Genomic DNA, 15,521 nt, shown 5'->3' with positions numbered 1-15,521 from the left:
CCCAGAGTGGCACCCGAGCACTGTGCGACGCAGCTTCGCCCGCAGTTTTCACCGTCCGATCGCGCGGAAAAAGTGGACTTGAAGCGCCGCGCCATTCCCGCGAGACGTGGAATGCCGGAATATCATATCCAGAAATCTTTAAGCGCGTGGCGATAGGGTGCGGATCATGGAAGCGTTGAACGCGAACTTCGATCTGTCGACGATGTTCTTCGTGAATGCCCTGACCTGTGCTTTGTCGACATTGTGCTTCGTGGCGGTGGCGCGGCACCAGCCGCATGGGCCGGTGCGGACCAGCCTGGCGATCTGGGCGGGCGGCAACGCGCTGCTGGCGCTGGGTTTCGTGCTGCTGCAACTGCCCTACGGGCCCGAGGGCTTTCCCCATCTGACCTTATGGGCGAACCTGACGGTGGATGCAGGACCGGCGATGGGATTGGTGGCCGCGAACGCCTTTTTCGGCCGGCCGGCGCGCGAGAATTGGCCGCTCGGCTTGGCGCTGGCGATCGCGCTGGCCCAGATCGGCTATGGGCTGTCGACCGCGACGCATTACGACTGGGTGATGATGCTGCTGGGCTGCCTGACGCGCGGATCGATGGTGCTGGCGACGGCGCGGGTGCTGTGGCGGCATGCCGATGCCGAGCAGCGCGGCCCCGCGCGGATGGCCGCGATGTTCCACCTGATCTGGGCAGGCGTGCTGGCGCTGCGGATCATGGTGCTGCTGGACGGCGACACCAGCGACGCGGCGCTGGAGGCCAGTTCGATCATGGGGCTGACCGCCCGCTTCATGCTGACCTGGGTAATTGCGATCTGCCTGTTGTGGATGATCGCGCGGCAGCTCAACGCCCAGCTGATCCAGCACGCCACGCGCGATCCGCTGACGGGCCTGCTCAACCGGCGGGTGATCTGGGAGGCCGGGCTGGCGCGCGGCAACCGGGCGGCAGCGGTGATCCTGCTCGACATCGATCATTTCAAGGCGATCAACGATCGCTGGGGGCACGGCGTGGGAGACCGGATGCTGGTGATGGTGGCGCGCCAGATCGCCGCCACGGTGCGCGAGGACGACCTGGTCGGCCGGATCGGCGGCGAGGAATTCCTGGTGCTGCCGGCCGCGACCGGCGCCGAGCAGGTGGCGACGCTGGCCGAGCGGATCCGCACCGCGATCGCCGGGGCGACGCTGTCGCTGGACGAGGGCGGGACGCTGCAATGCACGGTCAGCATCGGCCATGCCCAGGGGCAGGGCGGCGAAGGACGCTGGGACCGGCTGGTCGCGCAGGCCGATTCGGCGCTGTACACCGCCAAGCGGGACGGCCGGAACCGCGTGGTCGCCGATGCCACGCCGGAGCCGCGCGCGGCGGTGCATCAGAACGCGCGGGTGACGCCGATCGCCGCTGCCGTGCGGGCATAATCATAGATGCCGATCGACGATCGGTTGCGTTCCCATTCGAACCGCACGATCGGCGCGAAGCCGCGCACCTGCAGCCGCCGGAAGGTGGCGCCGACGCCGAGGCTGACGTTCCAGTCCTTGCGGCGATCGGCGAAGAGGAACAGCCGCGCATCGCCTTCCAGCCGCCGCAGCCCGGCGGTGGCATAGACCGTGGTGCGGCCGAATTCGCGCCAGCCGAGCAGCGACGCACTGCCCGAGGCGGTGGCGAAGCCGGGATCCCGGGCCGTCTGGCGCGTGGCCGAAAGGGTGATGCTGCCGCCCGCGCGGGGCGAGAAGGCACGCTCGTAGGCGACCGCGCCGTTCAGCAGCAGGCCGTTCTGAAGCGCATTGTCGCGATAGCGGGTATCGGCGATCGTCGCGCTGGTGGTGAGCTGGGCCCGCGTGCCGAGCGGGTGCTGCCAATCGATCGCGGCGGTGGCGGTGCGGGCATAGGGATGGTTGCCGTACCAGCGCTGGGTGCCGCCGATCGACGGCCGCAGCCGATCGCGCCCCAGGCTCCATTCCAGGCCGACCAGCGCCGAGGCGGAGACATCGTTGAAGCGGCTCTGACGATACAGATCGGCCTGGGCGGCCGCGCGCGGAACGAGCGCGAGGTTGGCGGCGAGGGGCACGCGGGCATAGAGCTGACCGGCGGCGCGGGCGCCGATGCCCGATTGTTCGCGAGCATCGCGCGAGAGCTGGAGCGGAGCGAGCACGGTATCGAGCGTGGCGGCATCCGTGGCGCGGTTGACGTTGCTGTCCGGCATCAGCGCGACTTCGAGGCTGGCGCCCCAAGGCTTGCGCGAGCGCAGCGCCGCGGCGAACTGGTCGACGATCTGCACCACCTGCGGCGGCAGCGCGCCGGCCTGGGCCTGGCGGAGTTCGCGACGAGCAGCGCCCTCATCGCCGAGCTGGGTGAGCAGTCGGGCCAGTTCGAGCCGGACGCGGGCGGCATCGGGCTTTTCGTCGAGCAGCGCGCGATACTGCGCCGCCGCCTCGCGCGGGCGACCGCCGCGTTCGAGCAGCTGGCCGAGGCGGAAGCGGGCTTCGGCGCGAACCTCCGCATCCGGATCGCGGGCGAGCGCGCGGTACATCGTCTCGGCCTCGTCCGGGGTGGCGCGCGCGGCGAGGGCGAACAGCTCGACCGCCGAGACCCGGCGTTGTTCGGTCGTCTGGGCGAAGGCGGGGAGCGGCGCCAGCAGGGCCAGCGCCAGGGCCGCCGCGATGCGCTGGGTCACGGCGTCTTCTTGGCGAGGGTCGCGCCCGAAAGCGTAGCCCGATCGCCGTTCGCCAGCGTGCGCACGGCATCGAACGTCGCGCCGATCTCCTGCGCCTGCGGGCCGAAGAACCAGCCGGTAAGGCTGCCCGAGCCGCCGGACGCAGTGAGCGCGCCGGTGAAGCCGCCGCTCGACAGCGCCGAGGACTGGAAGCCGAAGCTGCCGAAATCGCGGGCGCCGGCGGCGCCACTGCCGGTGATCGCCAGCGTGCCGGTGGCGTTGGAGCGCGCGAAATCGACTGCGAAGCTGCTGCTGCCGGAAAGCGCATAGCCCGCGCCGGCGACGCTGCCCGATCCGAAGACCAGGCCGGCATAGCTGGCGGTGCCGGTGCGCGGCATCTGATCCGCCGTGGTGCGCTGACCGAAGGGCAGATACCAGCGCTGCGCATCGGCCGTGCCGGCATTGGCGGCGAGCATGCCCAGTTCGGCGAAGCTGGCATAGCTGAGCGCCAGCGGGCCGGCGGCGGCATCGTAGATGCGCGCCTCCACCGTGCCGGCGGCGAGCGTGCGCCGATAGACGTCGAAGCCGGCTGCGCTGGTGATCGCCTCGCGATCGGCGGCGGTGAGCAACAGGCTGGTCTCCGCCAGGCCGGGCAGGCCGGTAAGAGCATAGCCCCCGACCACGGCGGCGATGTCCGGCGTCACCGGCGTGCGGCCGGCGGCGCTGGCGCTGGCGGTGCGGCCGCCGACCAGGCTGACGGCGGCGCCTTCGCCCGCCGCATCGGTGAGCGCGGCGCTGGCGCCGACTTCCTCGGCCGCGGGACCATAGAAATGGCCGGTCAGCGCCCCGGTGTAGCTGCCGAGCAGATCGAGCGTCAGGCTGCCGCCGAACGCATTGGCGGCGCTGGCGAGCGTGGCACTGCCGGTGAAGCTGCCGTTGGTGCTGGTAGTGGCGTTGGCGGCATCGGTGAAGCTGGCGGTGGCGGTGCCGCCGGCGGCGATCGTGCCTGTCGCGAAGTTGGCGCTGAGCGTGCCGCTGCCCGACAGGGCGAGCGGGCCGGCCTGGCTGGCATCGACCAGCACGCCGGCCAGGGTGAGCGCATAGCTGGCCGATCCGGTGCGGGGCAGAGCGCCGTCCGCGGTCTTCAGCCCGAAGGTGAAGGCGTCGATCGTCCGGCTGGTGATGCCGTTGGTGCTGGTGGTGGTCGCCCAGCGACCAGCGCGGACATAGCGCAGCGCGCCCAGCGCATCGAGCGTGAGCAGATCCGCCGCGCCCGAGGTGCCGCCGGTGGAGAACAGCGCGCTGCGCGGGCCGGCAATCACGGTATAGTTGCCCGAGGCGGCGTCATAGCTGACGACCAGCGCCTGTGCGGTGCTGGACAGCGTCGCGGCGGCGCCGCCGGCTTCGGTATAGTCGACGCGCAGCGTGGCGGTTTCGCTGCCGAAGATCTGGCTGGCGGCAAGGTTGTCGAGCGTGGTGTTGCCCAGCTGGCTTCCCGATTGCCGGCCGATCAAGATGCCGGAGGCGGCGCGACCATCGGCGTTCGACGCGGTCCAGGCGGCGCCGACTTCCTCCGCCGCGGGGCCGTAAAAGCCGCCCTGAAGCGCGCCGGCGAGATCGCCGCCCGAAAAGGCGAAGCTGCCGGTGAAGCCATTGGTCGCGCTGTTCAGCTGTGCCTGGCCGATAAAGGCGGAGCTGGTGACGACGTTGCCGGTATCGCTGGCGACCTGCTGGACGGTGCCGCTGGTGACGAGCTTGCCGGTGGCGAAATCGACCTGGAGACTGCCGCTGCCGACCAGGCTTTCGAGCACGCCGAAGCCGAGCGCGCCGATCAGATCGACGGCATAATGGCCATTGCCGGTGCGCGGCACGGCCGCATCGGGCGTGCGCACACCATAGGTGAAGGCATCGAAGCGGAACGCGCCGCTGCCGTCCGTCGCGAAATCCACGCGCTGCCAGAACCCCGCCCCGACATAGCGATAGGTGAGCGCGCCGCTGGTGCCCGGCAGAGTGAGCGACAGAGTATATTCGCTGTTCGTGCCCGCATGACGATAGACGCGCAGCGCCGCGCTTGACTGGGCGGCATCGACGTCGCCGGGCACGAAGGTTTCGGTGTTGATCCCGTCACTTACGGTATAGCTGCTGGTCGCCGCGTCGAAGCGGATGGTGAGACCGAGCGATGCCGTGAGGCACCCGCACGCCCGCGCATCCGGATAGAAGGTGCCGGCAAACCCCGTCGCATCGCTGCCGAAGGTCTCGCTCTGCGTAAGCGCGAGCAGGGAGGCGTTTACCGGCGTCGGGGCTGGAGTGGGGGTGGGCGTGGGCGTCGGCGTCGGTGTCGGTGTTGGAGTCGGAGCCGGCGTCGGCGTCGGCGTCGGTGTGGGTGTGGGTGTTGGTGTTGGTGTTGGTGTTGGTGTTGGAGTCGGAGCGGGCGTTGGCGTCGGAGTGGGCGTCGGTGTCGGTGTCGGTGTCGGTGTCGGTGTCGGTGTCGGTGTCGGTGTCGGTGTCGGTGTCGGTGTTGGAGTCGGAGCCGGCGTCGGCGTCGGTGTTGGAGTGGGCGTCGGCGTCGGAGCCGGGGTGGGCGACGGAGCCGGCGTTGGAGTCGGCGTGGGTGCCGGGGTCGGCGTAGGGGTCGGGGTTGGCGCCGGCGTCGGGGTGGGGGTCGGCGTCAGGTCAGGGGCCGGGCTAGGGGCGGGCGCGGCGGGCGAACTGCCGACTCCGCCACCGCCACCGCCACCGCTGCAGGCAGCAACCAGAGCGAGGGCCGAAGCCATGGTGGGCAGCAGGAAAGTGCGCTTCATCCCGAATTCCCGAATACGCGTGCAACAACGCCTCGGGCTATGCAGGTCCCGCCGATAAGTTTTGGTTAACGCGACATTATTTCTAATTCTGCATAGAATGTTTCCAGGCAGTCATGCGCGGTTCAGAGGCACTGGCGGACATTGCACCCATAGCAAGGACGAGGATTTTCGAATGGCGCGGACGAACTGGATCTTGGGCGGAGCGGCGGTGGTGCTGCTCGGCCTGCCCGCCGCGCCAGCCGCCGCGCAGGGCGGACAGGTCGTGACCGCCAGCAGCATTGGCGAACCCGTGGAGGAAGGCGACTATCGCTGGATCGATCGCGCCCAGGCGATGTGGGACGCGGTGGGCGACGCGCCGCCCGATTACCGCTTCCGCTTCGACGGCGGCGAGCCCTGGGCCTGGGAAACGCAGGACGGCTTCTGGGTGGTGGTGGAGGAGCGCGCCGACGGCACCCGCACCTATTTCTTCGCGCCGGGCGAACGGGGGCCGTTTCTGGTGCGCGAGTCTGCGCGTAGCTTCGGCTTCGAGGGCAGCCATGTGGCGGTGATCTATGATGCCGGCGGCATGGTGCTGCCTCGGGCGCAGGGCGCGCGCTTTCTGGACGAAGGCGAGGACCTGTACCGGCGTGGGCGGCGACTCCGCGACGCGCTGGTCGATCGCGAATGGGAGCCGGTGGACACCGGCGGATGGACCGAACTGAACCTTTTCTTCCTGGGCATGGACCAGGGCTGGAATACGGGCTGGCGACGCGTGGAATATGATTCTTTCGCGCGCGCCGAGCAGCAGCGCTGGGCCGCCGAGCGGGCGCGGCGGGCGGCGATGGCCGCGGCGTTCGCGCGCTGGCGCAGCGGCGGGTTCCAAGGGCCGCCACCGCCGGGATATGGCCGCAACTGGGTGCATCGGCCCGGCAGGCCGGGCGCAGCGCCGCGGCCGCCGTTCGGCGGGCAGCCGGGGCTGCCGCCGGGCACCGGCTGGGGCGGACGGCCGGATCGACCAGATCGTCCCGATCGTCCCGATCGTCCGAACCGACCGGATCGCCCTGATAGGCCCAATCGCCCCGACCAGCCCGGAACGCCGCAGCGACCCGCCATGCCCGACGCCGGCACGCCGGACGCCACGCCGCCGGTGGCGCCGGGCAGGCCCGGGTGGCAACGGCCCGAACGGCCCGGCAACTGGCAGGGCGGCCGCCCCGGCTGGCCCGGTGGCGGCCGTCCAGACCGCCCCGGCCGACCCGATCGGCCGGCCTCGCCCTCGCCAGCGCCATCGCCCCCCGCTGTCGAGCGGCCCGAGCCGTCCGCGCCGCGGCGGGGCTGGATGACGCCGAACTGGGTGCGAGATGCGGCGACGCCCCGGCCGTCTGCGCCGGTCGCCCGGCCGGAGCCGCCGCGCGCGGTGGCACCTTCGCCGCCGCCCGCCGCGCCGCAGCCCGCGCGGCCGCAGTTCACGCCGCCGGCCGCACGCCCGGCGCCGCCCCCGCCGCCGCCGCGTCCCGTCGCCCCGCCGCAGCCGCACATGGAGCGCCGCCTGAATCCCGAGAACTAGCGGCAGGCTTGGGTGTCGAACGGCAGCAGCGTCGCCCAGGCCTCGATCGGCGGAGCGCCGGGCACGCACACGCCGTGCCGCGCGAGAAAGGCGTGGCGGACGAGCTCGGCCTGCTGCTCGATCCCATAGCGGGTGAAGCGCCGCACCGGATCGTAGCGATAGCGATAGCGGCAGAAGGGATGGCGGCTGAGCGGGAGGAACAGCCCGGACTGGTGCTGCCAGACATGCGTCATCTCGTGCAGGAACAGCGCCTGCAGATCGAGCGAGGCGGTGGCGAAATCGTCGCGATAGAGGCCACCGTCCGGGTGGAAATGGATGGTGCCGAGCGGTGCCATCACCGTGTTCCTGGACTGGAAAAATGCCCATTTGCGATTGCGCACGCCGGCGCGCGTATAGTCGATCGCATCGCCGAAGATCGTTCGGGACAGGCGGATTTCACCTTCGGTGAGGGGGCGGCGGTGCATCGCCTTCTAGATAGGGCGGCGGTCAGCCTTCGTGCAGGTCTTCGCGCACCATATCGAATTCGCGCACCCCGCGCAGGCGCCGGGCGTTGCTGACCAGCTCGCGCAGCTTTTCGCGGCGTTCGCGGGCATATTCGACGTCGCGGATCACCAGCGGGCCGCCGCGCGTGGTTTCGTCCGACGTGGTGATAGTGAGCGTGCCGATGCCCGAGATCTGGTTGACGATCGAGTAATCGAGCCGGACGTCCTTCACGCGGTACAGTTCGACCTCGTCGATCGATTTGCGGATGATGCCGCTGTAGAGGATCAGGCGATCCTCGGTCACTTCGTACAGCGCCGAATGGTTGCGGATCCAGCGGACGGCAAGGATCACCAGCCCCACGCCGACCAGGCAGAGCAGCAGGGTGCCCCAGCCGGCGAACGAGCCCTTCAGCCAGCCCCGCGTCGAACCGCGGAATCGATCGATCAATTGCGCCATGGCGCCATCATAGCTGCGCCCGGCGCGGCCGCAAGGCAGGGGCGCGGCGCTCGGTTGCCGCTATGGCCGGTCCTTGCTAGGGGCGGCCGCGTCGTTTCCGCCCGGACGTGCCGGGCGCCAACCTCCCGCACGAAGGAACGCCATGGTCCCCCGTTATGCCCGCGCCGCGATGACCGATATCTGGTCGCCGGAGACGCGCTTCGCCATCTGGTTCGAGATCGAGGCGCACGCCACGCAGGCGCTCGCCGACCTGGGCGTGGTGCCGCAGAGCGCGGCCAAGGCGCTGTGGGACTGGTGGGCGACCAAGCCGGCGATCGACGTCGCCGCGATCGACGCGATCGAGGCGGTGACCAAGCATGACGTGATCGCGTTCCTGACCTGGGTGGCCGAGCAGGTGGGCGAGGAAGCCCGCTTCATGCACCAGGGCATGACCAGCTCCGACGTGCTCGACACCTGCCTCGCGGTCCAGCTCGCCCGCGCCAGCGACCTGCTGCTCGCCGATATCGACGCGCTGCTGGAAGTGCTCGAGCGCCGCGCCCGCGAGCACAAGATGACGCCGACGATCGGCCGCAGCCACGGCATCCATGCCGAGCCGGTCACCTTCGGCCTCAAGCTCGCCGAGGCGCATGCCGAGTTCCAGCGCAACAAGGCGCGCCTGCTCGCCGCCCGCGCCGACATCGCCACCTGCGCGATTTCGGGTGCGGTCGGCACCTTCGCCAACATCGATCCGCGCGTCGAAGCGCATGTCGCCGAGAAGCTGGGGCTGAGCGTCGAGCCGGTGTCGACCCAGGTGATCCCGCGCGATCGCCATGCGATGTTCTTCGCGACGCTGGGCGTGATCGCTTCGTCGATCGAGCGCCTCGCGGTGGAGATCCGCCACCTGCAGCGCACCGAAGTGCTGGAGGCGGAAGAGTATTTCTCGCCCGGCCAGAAGGGCTCGTCGGCGATGCCGCACAAGCGCAATCCGGTGCTGACCGAGAACCTGACCGGCCTTGCCCGCATGGTGCGCGGCTATGTCACCCCAGCGCTGGAGAATGTCGCGCTGTGGCACGAGCGCGACATCAGCCACTCCTCGGTCGAGCGCTATATCGGCCCGGACGCGACGATCACGCTCGACTTCGCGCTCGCCCGCCTGACCGGCGTGGTCGACAAGCTGCTGGTCTATCCGGTGCGCATGCAGAAGAACCTCGATCGCATGGGTGGCCTGGTCCATTCGCAGCGCGTGCTGCTGGCGCTGACCCAGGCCGGCGTGAGCCGCGAGGACGCCTATCGCCTCGTCCAGCGCAATGCGATGAAAGTGTGGGAATCGGACGGCGAACTGTCGCTGATGGAATTGCTCAAGGCCGATCCGGAAGTCACCGCGGCGCTGAGCCCGGACGTGATCGAAGAGAAGTTCGACCTGGGCTATCATTATCGCCATGTCGACACGATCTTCGCCCGCGTGTTCGGCGCGGCGTGAAGCAGCCGCATCGGCCCTAATGGAACGGATATAGGACAGGCGCTTTGTGTCCGTCGTGTATCCCCTTCTGCCGATCGAACTGCCCGCGTGACTCCGACGCATCGCCGTTTGCGCGAGGCGACCAGCGCGGCGCATGAACGCGTCGATGCGCTGTTCGGGCGGTTCGACCTGCAGCGGCGCGCGGACTATGCCGCGCTGCTCGCCGCACATGCCGAAGCGCTGCTGCCGGTGGAGGCGCTGCTCGATCGCGGCGGCGCCGAGGCGCTGACGGCAGACTGGCCGCAGCGGCGGCGTGGCGACGAGATCCTTGCCGATCTGGACGCGCTGGGCATCACGCCCGCGCCGGCCGAAACGGGCGATTCCGTACCGGAACCGGCCGCGATGGCGGGCATGCTCTACGTGCTGGAAGGATCGCGGCTCGGCGGGCGCTTCTTGGTGCGATCGGTGCCGGAGCACTGGCCGAAAGCCTATCTGGCGAGTCCTCAGCCATCGCATATGTGGCCAGAATTGCTGGCGAAACTTGATTCGTTGTTATACGATCCGACATTAGTGGACGTCGCCGTCACTGCCGCCAACCAGACCTTCGGTCGGTTCGAGGCCGCCGGGGCAAGGTGGCTGGGCAAGGTGAGTTGAGTGGCGTTAGACGACGGCGTATTCCAGGTCGACCTGACCAATTGTGATCGCGAACCGATCCACCAGCTGGGAGCAATTCAACCCTTCGGCTTCCTGATCGCGTTCTCGAGCGATTGGCTGATCCAGCGCGCCTCGGCCAACATGCCGCGCTATTTCGACCTGCCGGCGGAAGAGATGCTGGGCACCCATGCCAGCACCTATTTCGAGGACGATGCGATCCACGCGCTGCGCAACCGGCTGACGCTGCTGCGCGGCGAGGATGCGCTGGAGCGGCTGTTCGGGATCAAGGCACTGCGCGGGCACAGCCAGGCCTATGACCTGGCGCTGCACGTCAGCGGCGATTCGATCATCGTCGAAGGCGAGCCGTGCACGGCGGACTCGGCGGGCGATACCGCCAGCACGCTGCGCGCGATGATGGGCCGGCTGGACGAGAAGGCGACGCTGGCCGATTTCTTCCGCGAAGGCGCGCGGCAGGTGCGGGCGCTGACCGGGTTCGACCGGGTGATGGTCTATCGCTTCGAACGCGACGGATCGGGCGTGGTGGTGGCGGAGGCGGCGCGCAGCGGCATCGGCAGCTTCCTGGACCTGCGCTATCCGGCGACCGACATTCCCGCCCAGGCGCGCAAACTGTATCTGCGCACGCCGTTCCGGATCATCGCCGACGTGCATAGCGAACCGGTGCCGATCCTGCCGCAGCGCGACGAAACCGGCGCGCTGATCGACCTGTCGCTCTCAGTGCTGCGATCGGTATCGCCGATCCATATCGAATATCTGAAGAACATGGGGGTGAAAGCATCCCTGTCGATCTCGATCATCGTCGAAGGGAAACTGTGGGGCCTGTTCGCCTGCCATCATTATGGCGGGCCGCGCTGCCCCGGATTCGAACGGCGATCGATGGCCGAGCTGTTCGGCCAGATGTTCGCGCTGAAGCTGGAGAGCCGCGAGCGCAAGGAGCTTTCCGCCTATGAAGCGGCGGCGCGCGCGACGAGCGACCGGCTGCTGGCGGCGGTGGCGAGCGACGGCGGGCTGCTCGACGATCCCGAATGGCTGGGCAGCCGGCTACGCGAAGTGGTGCCGTGCGACGGCATCGCGATCTGGATCGGCGGCAAGGTGGCGTATAGCGGCGTCACCCCGCCGCCCGCATCCTTCGCGACGATTGTGCGGCGGCTGAACGCGATGGCATCCGGCCGGGTGTTCGCGACCGACCATCTCGCCGATGTGCTGCCGCAGGCGGCGGACTATGCCGATATCGGCGCGGGGCTGCTGGCGATCCCGATCAGCCGGAGCCCGCGCGACTATGTGCTGCTGTTCCGTCAGGAAATGGTGCGTTCGGTGACCTGGGCGGGCGACCCGCACAAGCCGGTGGAACTGGGGCCGCACGGCGCCCGACTGACACCGCGGCAGAGCTTCGAGGCATGGAGCCAGGAAGTCCGCGGCCGATCGTTGCCGTTCACCGAGGCCGAGATGCGCATCGCCGAAGTGCTGCGCGCCTCGCTGATCGAAGTTGTGCTGCGCCTGTCCGACGACGCGCAGGAAGAACGGCAGCGTGCGTCCGAACGGCAGGAACTGCTGATCGCCGAGCTGAACCACCGGGTGCGCAACATTCTGGGCCTGATCCGCGGGCTGGTGCGCCAGTCGCGCGCGCCGGGAATCGATGCCGCCGCCTATATCCGACTGCTGGAAGGGCGAATCGAAGCGCTCGCCCGTGCGCACGACCAGATCACCGAGGATAATTGGGCGCCGGCGCCGATGGGCCGGTTGCTGCGCACCGAGGCCGCCGCCTATCTGGGCGAGCGTTCCGGCCGGCTGGAGCAGGATGGGCCGATGGTGCTGCTGCGCCCGGCCGCCTTTTCGACGCTGGCGCTGGTGTTCCACGAGCTGATGACCAACTCCGCCAAATATGGCGCACTTTCCGACAGCGGCATCGTATCGGTGCGCTGGTGGCTGGATGCCGACGGCGATTGCCGCATCGAATGGCGCGAGCGCGGCGGGCCGGCGGTGCAGCCGCCGACGCGGCAGGGTTTCGGCACGACGATCATCCAGCGATCGGTACCGTACGACCTGGGCGGCAAGGCGGTGGTGCGGTACCCGCTGACCGGGCTGGAGGCAGAGTTCTGCATCCCGGCGCGGCACGTGGTGCTGGACGGCGAAGCCACGGCGAAGCACGGCAAGAGCGTGGAAGAACCGGTGCCGGTGGTGAGCGACGGCACGCTGCGGCCGGTGCTGAAGGGCCAGGTGCTGCTGGTGGAAGACAGCCTGATCATCGCCATGGACGCCGAGGACATTCTGGCGCGGCTGGGCGCCGAGCGGGTGGTGACGGTGGCGTCGATCAGCGCTGCGATGGAGGAGATCGACGCCGGCACGTTCGATGTCGCGATCCTCGACGTCAATCTGGGTGCGGAGACGAGCTTGCCGATCGCCGACCGGCTGCGGGCGGAAGGCATGCCCTATGCCTTCGCCACCGGCTATGGCGAGCAGCTGCAGCTGGGCGAGGAGCATGCCGGCGTGCCGGTGCTGCAGAAGCCGTACACCGCAGTGAATATGGGCCGGATGCTGGAAGGCCTGCTGGAGCGGTAGCGGACGTCATGCTTCCCCCTGCACGGGAAGGTGGAACATTTGCGTGCGCACACGGGGCGGGACGACGCGAGACGCGGCGGCTCCGTCGGATGAACGAGCCCGCGCCTGGCGGCGTGGCCCCTCCGCTCTCGCTGGCAGCCGCGGTTCCCCTTCCCGAGACTCGCCCGGGGAGGAATTCGGGTCACTTCCCCTTGGGCAGCTTGATTCCCAGTAGCACCAGCCGTTGCCCGGTGATGCCGAACCAGTGGGGCACGCCGGCCGGAACGAGCAGGACGTCGCCGGGGGCAAGCGGGCGGCTGGTGCCGCCGTCGATGCGGCTCCCTTCGACCAGATCGGCGCGGCGCGTTTCCGGATCGGCGAGGGTGCCGCCGGAAACGAGCGTGCCAGCACCTTCCAGCACGATGGCATATTCGCCGTCGGCAGGGTGGACCGCGGGCTTACCGGGCTTCTTCCATATCTCGATCGCCGCGATCTGCGCGCCGTCGCGGACCAGCGGACGCCACATAAAGCCCTGGTCGGGCTTCATCTCCGCCAGCATGGCGCGAATCTGGGCCTGGACATCCTTGGCGCCGGCGAAGGCGGTCGCATCAGTGGCAGTCTGCGCAGAGGCCGAAAGGGGCAGCAGCGCCGCCGCGGCAAGGGCGCAGGCACAAACAAGGGTCTTCACGGCATCTCTCCCGATATCGGCTTGGAATGGCTGGCGGATCAGACTGCCATAGCCGGAGCACGCCGAACAGCGCGGCATGGTCTTATACCAAGCTGCGCTGATTAAGGACGTATGCTGTCTTACCGCGTCATCCCGGCTTTCGCCCGCGTGACGGTCCTCGCGCGATGCTGCCGGTTCCCGCCCCAAGCCTCAACCATCGCCGCGCCAGCGCAACCGATCTACCAGCAGCGCGAAGGCGGGGGTCGGCTGGCGGCGGCTGGGATAATAAAGGTGATAGCCGGCAAAGGGCGGCGAGAAGCGGGTCAGCACCGCTTCCAGCGCGCCGGTTGCCAAATGCGGCTGCACCACCGCATCGGGTAGGCAGGCGATGCCGAAGCCGTCGAGCGCCGCGCGCAGGATGGGGAAGACCGAGGAGAAGGTGAGGGGCCCGTCTACCCAGACCTTGCGTTCGCGGCCGTCCTCTTCGAATTCCCAGGCGTAGAGACCACCATAGGTGGGCAGGCGCAGGTTGATGCAGGCATGGGCGGTGAGATCCTCAATCGCCTGCGGCCGGCCGGCGCGATCGAAATAGGCCGGAGAAGCGATCGCGAGCATTCGCGCATCCGGGCCGATCGGCACGGCCACCATGTCCTTGGCGATGATGTCGCCGAAGCGCACACCGGCATCGAACCGCTCCGCGACGATATCGGTGAGGCGATAGTCGGTATCGATCTCGACCCGAATGTCCGGGAACTCGCGCAGGACCGGGGTGAGGCGCGGCCAGAGCAGCGTCTTCAGCGAATGTTCGTCGGCGCTGATCCGGACGAGGCCGGCGGGCTTGTCGCGCAACGCGCTGAGCGCCGCCACCTCCGCCTCGATCTCGTCCAGCCGGGGGGCGAGCGTGGCGAACAGCCGTTCCCCAGCCTCGGTGAGATTGACGCTGCGGGTCGTGCGGTGGAGCAGGCGCACGCCCAGCCGTTCCTCCAGCCCGCGCATCGCATGGCTGAGGGCGGAAGGCGTGACGCCGCTCTGCGCCGCCGCGCGGGTGAAGCTACGCTGGCGGGCGACGGCAAGGAAGGCAGCGAGTTCGGACAGTTGCTGGCGGTTCATTGCTGAACTCTATTCAACACTGCATGCAGATTCCAGCGGCTAATCGCAGGATCGCCGGCGCCCCATATCAGCGGACAGGGGCCGTTCGGCCCCGCGTTTTACCACCATCCAAGGGGATCCCGCATGGCCACCAAAGCCTATGGCGCCTATGCCGCCGACAAGCCGCTCGAACCGATCGACATCGAACGCCGCGCGCCGGGTGCGCACGACGTGCAGATCGACATTCTCTATTGTGGCGTGTGCCACTCGGACCTGCACCAGGTGAAGTCCGAATGGGAAGGCACGCTATACCCCTGCGTGCCGGGCCACGAGATCGTCGGCCGGGTGAGCGCGGTGGGCGAGCATGTCGCCAAGTTCGCGGTCGGCGACGTGGTGGGTGTCGGCTGCATGGTCGACAGCTGCCAGCACTGCGCCGCGTGCGACGAGGGGCTGGAGCAATATTGCGAGAATGGCTTTGTCGGCACCTATAACGGTCCGACGCCGGATGCGCCCGGCCATACGCTGGGCGGCTATTCGCAACGCATCGTCGTCAGCGACCAGTTCGTGCTGAAGGTGTCGCATGGCGAGGAGGATCTCGCCGCGGTCGCGCCGCTGCTTTGCGCGGGCATCACCACCTGGTCGCCGCTGCGCCACTGGCAGGTGGGGCCGGGCAAGAAGGTGGGCATCGTCGGCATCGGCGGGCTCGGCCATATGGGCGTGAAGCTGGCGCACGCGCTGGGCGCGCATGTCGTCGCCTTCACCACCTCCGAGAGCAAGCGCGCCGATGCGCTGGCGCTGGGCGCCGACGAGGTTGTCGTTTCGCGCGACGCGGAAGCCATGGCGGCGCACGCCAACAGCTTCGACTTCATCCTCGATACGGTCGCGGCAAGCCATGATCTGGATGCGTTCACCGCGCTGCTGAAGCGCGACGGCACGCTGACGCTGGTGGGCGTGCCCGAGCATGCCCATCCCTCGCCCAACGTCGCGGCGCTGATCTTCAAGCGGCGCTCGATCGCCGGATCGCTGATCGGCGGCATCGCCGAGACGCAGGAAATGCTCGATTTCTGCGCCGAGCACGGCATCGTCGCCGAGATCGAGATGATCCGCGCCGACGAGATCGAGGCCGCCTATGCGCGCATGCTGAAGAGCGACGTTAAGTACCGTTTCGTCATCGACATCGCATCGATGGGCGCGTGA

Annotated in this window: 13 protein-coding genes; 7 read left to right on the top strand and 6 right to left on the bottom strand. The window is 69.1% G+C overall.

The genetic code is table 11. The features are described from left to right. The first annotated feature begins 166 nt into the window (after nucleotides 1–166). Nucleotides 167–1,402 (top strand): sensor domain-containing diguanylate cyclase, encoded by a 1,236-nt coding sequence (locus ACNFJ7_RS09435; protein WP_019367715.1) that lies wholly within the window; start codon nucleotides 167–169, stop codon nucleotides 1,400–1,402. Here ACNFJ7_RS09435 and ACNFJ7_RS09430 read toward each other — a convergent pair. Then, complete coding sequence (locus tag ACNFJ7_RS09430) at nucleotides 1,357–2,658, bottom strand: surface lipoprotein assembly modifier (RefSeq protein WP_019367716.1); 1,302 nt, start codon at nucleotides 2,656–2,658, stop codon at nucleotides 1,357–1,359. The two genes, ACNFJ7_RS09435 and ACNFJ7_RS09430, sit on opposite strands and share 46 nt — an antisense overlap. Next, complete coding sequence (locus ACNFJ7_RS09425) at nucleotides 2,655–4,739, bottom strand: beta strand repeat-containing protein (protein WP_020424483.1); 2,085 nt, start codon at nucleotides 4,737–4,739, stop codon at nucleotides 2,655–2,657. Before ACNFJ7_RS09425 ends, ACNFJ7_RS09430 begins: the two co-directional genes overlap by 4 nt. 233 nt (nucleotides 4,740–4,972) lie before the next feature. Between ACNFJ7_RS09425 and ACNFJ7_RS09420 the strand changes: the two genes are divergently transcribed. Further along, nucleotides 4,973–5,266: a hypothetical protein gene (locus ACNFJ7_RS09420; RefSeq protein WP_419724212.1), complete on the top strand. Its 294-nt coding sequence runs from the start codon at nucleotides 4,973–4,975 to the stop codon at nucleotides 5,264–5,266. 344 nt (nucleotides 5,267–5,610) lie between these two features. Continuing rightward, entirely contained in the window at nucleotides 5,611–6,981 is a 1,371-nt protein-coding gene (locus tag ACNFJ7_RS09415) for a hypothetical protein (protein WP_419724211.1), read from the top strand. Here ACNFJ7_RS09415 and ACNFJ7_RS09410 read toward each other — a convergent pair. Then, nucleotides 6,978–7,445: a hypothetical protein gene (locus tag ACNFJ7_RS09410; RefSeq protein WP_019369635.1), complete on the bottom strand. Its 468-nt coding sequence runs from the start codon at nucleotides 7,443–7,445 to the stop codon at nucleotides 6,978–6,980. The genes ACNFJ7_RS09415 and ACNFJ7_RS09410 overlap by 4 nt on opposite strands. A 22-nt stretch (nucleotides 7,446–7,467) precedes the next feature. After that, on the bottom strand, nucleotides 7,468–7,920 hold the full coding sequence (locus ACNFJ7_RS09405; RefSeq protein ID WP_019369634.1) for a PH domain-containing protein: 453 nt from the start codon (nucleotides 7,918–7,920) through the stop codon (nucleotides 7,468–7,470). A gap of 142 nt (nucleotides 7,921–8,062) precedes the next feature. Here ACNFJ7_RS09405 and purB point away from each other — a divergent pair, with 142 nt between their 5' ends. The 3 genes from purB to ACNFJ7_RS09390 all read left to right on the top strand — a co-directional run bounded on the left by purB (nucleotide 8,063) and on the right by ACNFJ7_RS09390 (nucleotide 12,589). Then, complete coding sequence (purB, locus tag ACNFJ7_RS09400) at nucleotides 8,063–9,379, top strand: adenylosuccinate lyase (RefSeq protein ID WP_019369633.1); 1,317 nt, start codon at nucleotides 8,063–8,065, stop codon at nucleotides 9,377–9,379. A gap of 87 nt (nucleotides 9,380–9,466) precedes the next feature. Next, nucleotides 9,467–10,012 carry a biliverdin-producing heme oxygenase gene (locus ACNFJ7_RS09395; protein ID WP_152997777.1) on the top strand — a complete coding sequence of 182 codons (546 nt, stop codon included), beginning with the start codon at nucleotides 9,467–9,469 and terminating at the stop codon, nucleotides 10,010–10,012. After that, nucleotides 10,013–12,589 (top strand): HWE histidine kinase domain-containing protein, encoded by a 2,577-nt coding sequence (locus tag ACNFJ7_RS09390; protein ID WP_019369631.1) that lies wholly within the window; start codon nucleotides 10,013–10,015, stop codon nucleotides 12,587–12,589. A 181-nt stretch (nucleotides 12,590–12,770) separates the two neighbouring features. Here ACNFJ7_RS09390 and ACNFJ7_RS09385 read toward each other — a convergent pair whose 3' ends face one another. Together ACNFJ7_RS09385 and ACNFJ7_RS09380 are read right to left on the bottom strand one after the other, a co-directional pair. Continuing rightward, the gene (locus ACNFJ7_RS09385) at nucleotides 12,771–13,256 is read right to left on the bottom strand and encodes a cupin domain-containing protein (RefSeq protein ID WP_019369630.1); all 486 of its coding nucleotides are present in this window, start codon (nucleotides 13,254–13,256) and stop codon (nucleotides 12,771–12,773) included. Nucleotides 13,257–13,445: 189 nt separating this feature from the next. Beyond that, nucleotides 13,446–14,345, bottom strand: coding sequence for a LysR family transcriptional regulator (locus ACNFJ7_RS09380; protein WP_019369629.1), 900 nt, complete (start codon nucleotides 14,343–14,345; stop codon nucleotides 13,446–13,448). A 123-nt stretch (nucleotides 14,346–14,468) separates the two neighbouring features. Between ACNFJ7_RS09380 and ACNFJ7_RS09375 the strand changes: the two genes are divergently transcribed. Beyond that, complete coding sequence (locus ACNFJ7_RS09375; RefSeq protein ID WP_019369628.1) at nucleotides 14,469–15,521, top strand: NAD(P)-dependent alcohol dehydrogenase; 1,053 nt, start codon at nucleotides 14,469–14,471, stop codon at nucleotides 15,519–15,521.

This window comes from Sphingomonas sp. HT-1 (genome assembly GCF_048568905.1).
GTDB lineage: Bacteria > Pseudomonadota > Alphaproteobacteria > Sphingomonadales > Sphingomonadaceae > Sphingomonas.
Note: the sequence above shows the minus strand (reverse complement) of the source record. Positions and strands in the feature narration are given on the sequence as shown.